The organism is Methylobacterium sp. WSM2598 (assembly GCF_000379105.1).
Taxonomy (GTDB): domain Bacteria; phylum Pseudomonadota; class Alphaproteobacteria; order Rhizobiales; family Beijerinckiaceae; genus Methylobacterium.
The window spans coordinates 979-7,219 of sequence record NZ_KB900611.1 but is presented as its reverse complement, the minus strand read 5'-3'; the positions used below and the strand labels follow the sequence as shown (position 1 = coordinate 7,219).

General features: G+C 69.4%; 7 protein-coding genes and 2 pseudogenes. 4 read left to right on the top strand and 5 right to left on the bottom strand.

What is annotated here, in order from left to right; all coding sequences use genetic code 11:
- Window positions 1-182: 182 nt before the first annotated feature.
- Window positions 183-940, top strand: a protein-coding gene (locus tag MET2598_RS40310; RefSeq protein WP_085984622.1) for an IS5 family transposase whose coding sequence is annotated in 2 segments (ribosomal slippage) — window positions 183-519 and window positions 519-940 — 759 coding nt in all. Because the reading frame shifts where the segments join, the coding sequence is not laid out codon by codon here.
- A gap of 326 nt (window positions 941-1,266) precedes the next feature.
- On the opposite strand, the gene MET2598_RS0135145 is transcribed toward MET2598_RS40310, so the two are convergent.
- The 3 genes from MET2598_RS0135145 to MET2598_RS0135130 form a co-directional block, all read right to left on the bottom strand.
- Window positions 1,267-2,232: a dienelactone hydrolase family protein gene (locus tag MET2598_RS0135145; RefSeq protein WP_018264025.1), complete on the bottom strand. Its 966-nt coding sequence runs from the start codon at window positions 2,230-2,232 to the stop codon at window positions 1,267-1,269.
- Between the two features lie 419 nt (window positions 2,233-2,651).
- Window positions 2,652-3,620, bottom strand: coding sequence for a hypothetical protein (locus MET2598_RS41895; protein WP_018264023.1), 969 nt, complete (start codon window positions 3,618-3,620; stop codon window positions 2,652-2,654).
- Window positions 3,621-3,711: 91 nt separating this feature from the next.
- Complete coding sequence (locus tag MET2598_RS0135130) at window positions 3,712-4,002, bottom strand: hypothetical protein (RefSeq protein WP_018264022.1); 291 nt, start codon at window positions 4,000-4,002, stop codon at window positions 3,712-3,714.
- 140 nt (window positions 4,003-4,142) lie between these two features.
- On the opposite strand from MET2598_RS0135130, the gene MET2598_RS0135125 reads away from it, so the two are divergent.
- The 3 genes from MET2598_RS0135125 (at window position 4,143) to MET2598_RS0135120 (ending at window position 5,281) form a co-directional block, all read left to right on the top strand.
- A complete protein-coding gene (locus tag MET2598_RS0135125) occupies window positions 4,143-4,397 on the top strand; it encodes a helix-turn-helix domain-containing protein (protein WP_018264021.1) in 255 nt (84 codons plus the stop codon).
- 103 nt (window positions 4,398-4,500) lie between these two features.
- The gene (locus MET2598_RS40295) at window positions 4,501-4,815 is read left to right on the top strand and encodes a type II toxin-antitoxin system MqsR family toxin (RefSeq protein WP_084674075.1); all 315 of its coding nucleotides are present in this window, start codon (window positions 4,501-4,503) and stop codon (window positions 4,813-4,815) included.
- Window positions 4,808-5,281, top strand: coding sequence for a type II toxin-antitoxin system MqsA family antitoxin (locus tag MET2598_RS0135120; RefSeq protein ID WP_018264020.1), 474 nt, complete (start codon window positions 4,808-4,810; stop codon window positions 5,279-5,281). Before MET2598_RS40295 ends, MET2598_RS0135120 begins: the two co-directional genes overlap by 8 nt.
- A gap of 287 nt (window positions 5,282-5,568) precedes the next feature.
- Here MET2598_RS0135120 and MET2598_RS43520 read toward each other — a convergent pair.
- Window positions 5,569-5,727: pseudogene (locus MET2598_RS43520) on the bottom strand (IS481 family transposase); the annotation flags it as partial.
- 40 nt (window positions 5,728-5,767) lie between these two features.
- Window positions 5,768-5,997: pseudogene (locus MET2598_RS40290) on the bottom strand (IS256 family transposase); the annotation flags it as partial.
- Window positions 5,998-6,241: the final 244 nt, after the last annotated feature.

Genomic DNA, 6,241 nt, shown 5'->3' with positions numbered 1-6,241 from the left:
CATCTCAAACAGCGCGCGTCAGACGCCAAACGGCGGCGGCAGCGCCGGACGCCAAGCCGGGCCAGCCGTCAGCCAGCACGCACAAAAACGCAACTGTAATGCTAGGGCCTGAACCGAACCAAGGTGTTGCAGGGTCTATGGTTTTGTGATTCAGGGCGGCCGCTTGCAGCACGGAGGCGGCCATGGCGGACCTGTTCTGGCTCTCGGACGCGCAGTGGGCGGTGATCGAGCCGTTCATGCCCACAAACCAGCCCGGCCCCGAGCGCAAGGACGATCGCCAGATCATCTCCGGCATCCTGCACGTGCTGACCTCCGGCTGCCGCTGGCGCGATGGCCCGGCCGCGTATGGACACCGCACCACGGTCTACAACCGCTTCAACAGGTGGTCGCGGCGTGGCTTCTGGACGGCGATGCTGGCGGCCCTGGCCAAAGCTGGATGGTCCGGCGAGGCGGCTGCCATCGACGCGACTTACGTCAAGGCGCACCGCTCGGCGCAGGGCGGCAAAGGGGGGCGACAGCGCAGGGTATCGGCCCGTCGCGGGGTGGCCAGACCACCAAGATCCACGCCCTCGTCGACGTGCTTGGCCGCCCCGGTGTCCTCCTGCTGACACCCGGCAACGCCAGCGACGTGCGCACCGCCCCGGCGGTGCTGGCCGAGGCTCCCGGCCGGATCCGCCGCCTGATCGCCGACAAGGGCTACGACGCCGATTGGCTGCGGGCTGATCTGCGGGAGAAGGGCATCACCCCGGTCATCCCCGGCACCCGCGCCCGCAAGCGCAGGCTGCGCCACGACAAGCGCCGCTCCCGGGAACGCTGGCGCATCGAGGCCGCCTTCTGCCGTCTCAAGGACTTCCGCCGGATCGCCACCCGCTACGACAAGCTGGCCCGCAACTACGCCTCCGCTCTCGCCCTCGCCGCCGTGATCGCGTTCTGGTGCTGATTGAGTCCTGACCCCAATCCTCCGCCTGCACGCAGGTTTTCACGAAGGTGGTCCGGGCCCCGCCCCTGAGCCGCTTCTCGGCGGCGTGCCGGCGGCACTGGGCGAGGAGGGCCGGGTCGACTTCCGCCATGTCGTCCTCGGCCGGCGCGGGGGCCGGCTTGGCCGCCTGCGGGGCGGGACGGGGCACCTGCGCCGCCGACCCGGCGAGGCCCGCCGCCAGGATCAGCGCGCAGACGGCAGGGAGGTGTCTCATGGGCTCGGAGCCCCGGTTCTCCGGCCGCTTCGTGGCGAGGGGAGGGCGAGCTCCGACGGGGCGGCCGCGGCTCTTACTTCAGCAGCACCTCACGAAGGAAGCCGACCACCGCCGCCCGCGCCGCCTCGGTCGAGGCCGGGTTGTGGCCGACATGGGCGCCGACGGCGACGCAGGGGTCTGTCCGCAGGCTGTAGGGCCGGCCCGTCGCGGCGTCGAGGATCGTGCCGCCTGGCCCCTCTTTCAGTCGGCAGTCGCGCGTGCTCTGCGCCTTCGGGATCGAGACCAGCGGCGGGCTCGTCGGCGTGTCAAAGCTGTGCTGCGTGTCGGGATACTCGGTCAGCATCACGTCCGCGCCGGCCTGCTTCAGCCGGGCGACGTAGTCCCGGCAGGGCAAGACGCTGACGTAGTCGTCGCTGGTGCCGTGGAACAGCCGGATCGGCGCCGGGCCGACCTTGTCGTCTTCCCGATAGGTCACGTTGCAGGGCGTGTAGAGGCCGATATGGGCGGCGAAGCGGTTCGGGCCGCCATAGGCCGCGTGGAACCGCTCCGCCGCCGAGTAGACCGACGCGACCGCCCCCTTGGAGAAGCCCATCACGGCGATGCGGTCCGCCCGCACCCGCGGGTGCGCCGCGAGCGCGTCGAGGGCGCGGTAGGCGTCGAGCATCATGGCGAGGGAGTTGAGCTGCTCCTGGTCCTCGATCGTGCTGACAATGCCGCGGCCCGTGAAGGCGTCGAGGATGAAGGCGCCGATCCCCGCTTCGTTGAGCACCCGCGCCCAGGCGTCCGGGCCGGCGCTGATCCCGCCCGAGCCGTGGACAAGCACCACCACCGGCACCTTCGGCGGCGCGCCGACGGGCAGGCGCAACTCGCCGCCGAGCACCACCTCGCGCCCCGGCGCGTCGCCGCGCAGGAACTCTTCCCCGGTCAGGGTCCGGCTCTTCACCGCGTGGATCTCGATGCGGCCGGGCAGGGGGGAGGCGGCCTCGGCGGCCGGTGCGGCGATGCTGAGGGCGACGAGCGTGGCGGCCAGGATGCGCATGGTTCCTCCCGAGGATGCGTTGCCCCCACCCTCGACCGGGCGCCGCCCGTGTCAACGGCGGATCTCCCGCGGCGGAAGGCTTCAGGCCTCGACCGGCGCCTCGCGCAGCCAGCACAGCATGTGAGGGAAGGGCGGCACGCCCCGCGCCGCGGCCGCGCGCGCATCGAGGGTCAGGCCCATCCATTGCAGCAGCGGCAGCCCGGGATACTGGCCCTCAAAGAAGACCCTGATGTGGAACGGCGAGGCGCCGCGGTCTTTTGACCGCAGCCGCGCCCGAGGCGCCGGCCGCGTCCGGCGAAGCCGCCGGACAACATACGGCCATACGACATTACGACGATAGCAGCGTACGGTGCTAACGCGGTACGGAAAGGCGTCACGGGGTGCGGCTCTCTAGCTGGTGGTCCAGCTCCAGGTCGGCGTCACCGCCACGGAACAAGACGATCTGCGAGCCGTCGCCCTCCGGCGCGCCCAGCGAGGGCTCCGCATCGCCCCCGTCCTCGAGGTCCGGATCCTCGTCCCAGCGGTCGAGGACGGCGATGAGCCGGTTGGCGGTGTCGAGGGCGGATTGTGCCGCCCGCTCCACGGCCGCCCGCAGCCTCGGCCTGGGCGGCGACGGCACGGGCTCCCTTCCAGTCGCCGCCCCGGAGGAGAAGACGCGCCAGCCGCTCCGCCTTCTCGTCGCTGTCCGAGGCGTCCGCCGGCACGCGCCGCTTCAGCTCGGTGCCGATGGCCTCCATCATGGCCTCGCAGCGGTCGACCTCCTCCGAGAGCAACCCCGATCCGGCCTCGCCGATCTTCGGCCAGAACCCGCTGACCGCGTACAGCCCGGCGGCGCGCTCGTAGGTGTCGAACAGGCCGGCGAGCTCGCCGATCGTGAAGCGGCTCAGATCCGGGGCGGGTGCCTCTGTCCGTGGTGAGAGCGCCCCCACGCTCGTCGCCAGCGCGTCGAAGGCCTGCTGGATGATTTCGGGAGCTGCGTGGCCGTCGCCCTCGTCGCGGGCCGCCACGTACCGGCGCAGCTCCCCGGCGTAGGCCTGCAGGCCCTCCACGGTCCGCGGCACGGCCTTGAGGAGCCGCTCGGCGGTGACGCACTGCGCCTCGCCCAGGCGGTCTTCCTCGTCGAGGTCGCCGCGCGTGGCCCGCTGGCCGCTGATCCGCCGCTGGAGCGCGTCCATGCGGGCGTCGGCCTCCTGGTGCGCGGCGATGGTCCTGAAGACCGGATCGGGCGCTGCGGGTGCGACCTGATCGAGGGCCGGTGCGGCGGGGGATGCCTGGGCCGGCTCGCGGGAGCCCCGCATCACTCGGGCGGCCGAGGCCTTCAGGGCGGCCCCGCGCTCGCGCAGGGTCGGGCGGGGCGCGTCGGCCGGGCGGGAGAGCTTCGTCTTCATGGTGGGTCCTCCGGCTCAGGCGAGGTGCAGGACGCCGGTCGCGAGACGGGCCTGCGCGGCGATCCAGAGGAGGCGGGCGGTCTCGGCCATGTCAGTGCGCCCTGGCGAGGCGCTGGGCCTTGGCGGCCTGCCAGGCCCCCTTCAGGGCCGCGGACAGGCACGCGCCCCAGGCTTCGCCCGTGACGGCCCGGCGGGCCTGCGCCGCGGCGATGGCAGCGGCCATGATGGCGCGGCGGTCGTACCGGCCGGCGACCACGAAGGGCGCCTTGCGGCTCTCCCCACGGGCCCGATCAGCCGAGAGCTTGGCGAAGACGGCGGCGCGAGCCGCGGCCGCCCGCTCGCCCGGCCGGTAGGCCCGGCGCGAGGCGTCGAGGTCGTGCATCGCTTGGGACCAGTCGAGCGGGCGGACATGGCGGAAAACCGTCTTTTTTCGACGGTTCTGATTTTAAGCGACGCAAATCGTCCGTTCAAGCACTTTTCGTCGGGATTGTCGTTTTTCGACGCCTCTGGCACTATTACGCCATGATCTCCCCTGCCCAATGCCGCGCAGCGCGCGGCCTCTTGAACTGGACCCAAGCCGATCTCGCGCGGGCGGCATCGGTGGGCGTCGTCACTGTCAGGCAGTTCGAGGCAGGCAGCGCCGAGCCCCGACAGGCGACGCTGACGGTCCTCAGGCAGGCGTTCGAGGCGGCCGGACTGGAGTTCATCCCCGAGAACGGGGGCGGGGCGGGGGTGCGGTTCCGGGCCGGTGCGGACGGTACTCAGGGTGAGCACTAGGAGCCCGGCATAAGCGGAGTGATCCCGCACTCGTTAGCGAAACCGTGTTTACCGACCCCTTGGAACCCTCTTGCAGCCACACCATTATGGTGTAGGATCGTCGATGACAGAGAAGCGAACGCCGACCTACGATCTAGGCTCTTTCAAAGCTTGGGCGCAGACATCCAGCTTTGTCGCGACCGGCACCGCTACCCGAACAGCGGCGGAGTTGGGTTTGAATGCGGCGCAGATGGTGCAAGCGCTCCAAACTATCGAAAGAAATCACTTCGATAAGTCAATGACGTCGTATGCAAACAATAAGGAATGGCAGGATGTCTACCACGTGCCATCAGATGTAGGCACGCTCTACATTAAATTCCGTGCGGATGTAGTGACCGAGTTCCTGTTACTGTCTTTCAAGGAGAAAGATAATGGCTGAGGCGCCCCTGTGCCCGGTCTCCGGGCAGCCGATGGTTCGAGACGTGCGTCCCTTCACGATTTCGTACAAGGGCCACAAGCGCACGTTCGACATGCCGGGCTGGTACTGCGACGCCAGCGGCGAAAGCATTCATACGCGCGCCGACATGAAGGTTTCGGACCGCGAGCTTGCCACTCTTAAGGCTGAGGTCGAACACCTTGCGACGCCAGCCGAGGTGGTTGTTCTCCGCAAGAGACTGGGGCTCTCGCAAGCCAAAGCAGCCGAACTCATCGGCGGCGGACCCCGATCGTTTCAGAAGTACGAGAGCGGTGAGGTCTCAACGAGCCGTGCCATGACGAACCTGCTGCGCGTCCTAGCGCGTCATCCTGAAGAGGTCGAAAGGCTGGCCGCTGAGAGCCACCCGCAGGCCGAGTTGCAGATGGTGGCAGAGACGCGCGCCGGGGCCGGCGAGAAGCAGCAGGGCTGATGAGCTCTGCTCAGTAGCAGTTGGTGTGAACCATGGTCCCGAGCCGCTGGCTGTTGCAGGTTACCGGGCGAGAAAACGCAGGGGCCGGCGCGGGGGCATAGACGGGCGGTGCTGACATCGCCGCCCCTGCCGCAATCAGAGCATCACTTGCCTGCTGTACGGCGACTTGACGCTGAAGATCCTGTTCTTTTTGAGACGGGGGAACGGCCGGTGGGAAGCAGGACGGGCGCCACGGGCCGCCTGAGCCGCCCTGTTAGCCCTCGCGAACATCACGCCGTACTCGGACCCTAACTGTCTGGATGCGAGACCTCCTTGGCGTCCGCAACAACCTTGAGCGCTGCGGGGAGTGCGTCCGGATCAGGCGGCTTGATGACGGGCTTGGCCAACTCCGGCTTCGCCTTCAGCCGCTCGCGCAGGACCATGTCCGGTGAGCGCCCCTTCAGGACACCGCTGAGAGCTATGCGGGGATTTGGGTGATGGCGGCGGTCAGGCGGCGCGGTGATCTGGATCCGCGGCGACCTCTCGGTCCCGTCCCGGAAGATGACGTCCGCCACCACCTTCGGCAACTGGTTCTCGCCCTTCAGCCGCCGCCAGGTCTTCGCCGCGGCCATGACCAGCTTGAACACCATCAGCTTGGCGGTCGTAGGCGAGAGCGCGCCCTTGGTCCGCACCGTGCGATGCCGGACCGTCGCGAACACGCTCTCGATCGGGTTCGTAACCGGTATGAGGATGGCGGTGCCGCGGTTCGGCTGAGCTCCTGCTGGGCTTGGCGTATGGTGCGACCATCCGGGACAGAGGCACCGGGAGCACGAAGGTGCGGGCAGGCCGATGCATACGATGAGCTGAGAGCTCGTGTTAGTAGCTGGCCGCCTCTGCGACTCGCCCGGTTGCGCCGTGAGCGCGGATCCGTAGGTGTCGTGTCGCCCGCCGCTCCCCCTCGCAACCTGACCAGGAGGAGCG